Raw genomic sequence first — 1,034 nt, forward strand, 5'->3', positions numbered from 1 at the left:
GTGTAACAGCATAAAGTTCAATTCCGCTAGGAATCTTTTGCTCTTTTTTCATATCCCACTATTTTTGCACCAGAACCAATATAAATAGTACTTTTGAATCTTATAATTTAATCCATTTTTCTCTAATACCTCATATAACTTATTTTTAGTTTCATCCATTACGTCAAAAATGGTTAACTGCTCCATTATTAACAGCTCCTCATTGCGTAAATTTACTAAACTAACTCTAAGAACAAGGTTGTTTCATTATGTTCATTGGTATGCACATTAAACCTTTTTCCGGTAGCTTCTAATGCACTAAAAAGCATTCTTTTATATCCTAGATCCATAAAATCTACACTGATTTGACCATGATTCATAATAAATTGAAGATCAGCCATCATCTTTTTAACTTTTCGTTCCATGTAATAACCTCCTCAATAAAGTTATATAACTTATAATTATTTTTATAGAGGAGGTTGTAATATGGCTGTTAATAAAGACAAGTACACTCAAATTTTAGTTACTTTTACAAAAGAACAAGTAGAACAAATTGAAAATTTTTGGCATGAAAATAAGCTGAAGAACCGAAACGAGGCAATTCGTCAGATCGTAGACAAAGGGTTAAGTCGTAAATAATGGCTACCCTTTTTATTTTTCCCAAAAAACCTAAAAACGCATTTAAATTCCCTATCTCCCTTTACATGCGTTTTTATAACAAATATGACTTATTATATTAATAACCATATCAAAACCTCATACAACTAAATCTGAAGGGTCATTTTTTAGTTGAACTGATTTTTTTCATGCATTCTTTAAACAAATGAAAAAAGAGCCGGATTTTCATCACAGCTCATGTATTAATTGGTTCTGTATGTGTACATGTCGGATATTGTGAACAGCCAAAAAACTTATTTCCTGTTTTATTTGAATTACGAACGACTAAATCATGTTTACATGTTGGACATTTCCGTGCTGGGTTCTGGTGCAAAAATAGTGGGATATGAAAAAAGAGCAAAAGATTCCTAGCGGAATTGAACTTTATGCTGTTACAC

The 1,034-nt window shown here is 30.9% G+C and carries 4 protein-coding genes; 1 reads left to right on the forward strand and 3 read right to left on the reverse strand.

Annotated elements, in window-relative coordinates:
- Nucleotides 1-48 precede the first annotated feature (48 nt).
- Together JDS99_RS30720 and JDS99_RS30725 are read right to left on the reverse strand one after the other, a co-directional pair.
- Nucleotides 49-186 (reverse strand): hypothetical protein, encoded by a 138-nt coding sequence (locus JDS99_RS30720; RefSeq protein WP_199696480.1) that lies wholly within the window; start codon nt 184-186, stop codon nt 49-51.
- A gap of 29 nt (nt 187-215) precedes the next feature.
- Nucleotides 216-404 carry a hypothetical protein gene (locus JDS99_RS30725; RefSeq protein ID WP_000440213.1) on the reverse strand — a complete coding sequence of 63 codons (189 nt, stop codon included), beginning with the start codon at nt 402-404 and terminating at the stop codon, nt 216-218.
- 61 nt (nt 405-465) lie between these two features.
- Here JDS99_RS30725 and JDS99_RS30730 point away from each other — a divergent pair, with 61 nt between their 5' ends.
- Nucleotides 466-618, forward strand: a complete 153-nt coding sequence (locus JDS99_RS30730) for a ribbon-helix-helix domain-containing protein (RefSeq protein ID WP_199696479.1) — start codon at nt 466-468, stop codon at nt 616-618.
- Nucleotides 619-832: 214 nt separating this feature from the next.
- Here the strand turns inward: JDS99_RS30730 and JDS99_RS32895 are convergent.
- The coding region (locus tag JDS99_RS32895) for a topoisomerase DNA-binding C4 zinc finger domain-containing protein (RefSeq protein WP_472926343.1) at nt 833-1,034 on the reverse strand (202 nt) is incomplete at its 5' end.

This window comes from Bacillus cereus group sp. N6 (assembly GCF_016483705.1).
Lineage (GTDB): Bacteria > Bacillota > Bacilli > Bacillales > Bacillaceae_G > Bacillus_A > Bacillus_A wiedmannii.

Bases quoted from the DNA above. Each gene is read 5' to 3' on its own strand.
- JDS99_RS30720 (WP_199696480.1), bottom strand. From the start codon at position 186: ATGGAGCAGTTAACCATTTTTGACGTAATGGATGAAACTAAAAATAAG.
- JDS99_RS30725 (WP_000440213.1), bottom strand. From the start codon at position 404: ATGGAACGAAAAGTTAAAAAGATGATGGCTGATCTTCAATTTATTATG.
- JDS99_RS30730 (WP_199696479.1), top strand. From the start codon at position 466: ATGGCTGTTAATAAAGACAAGTACACTCAAATTTTAGTTACTTTTACA.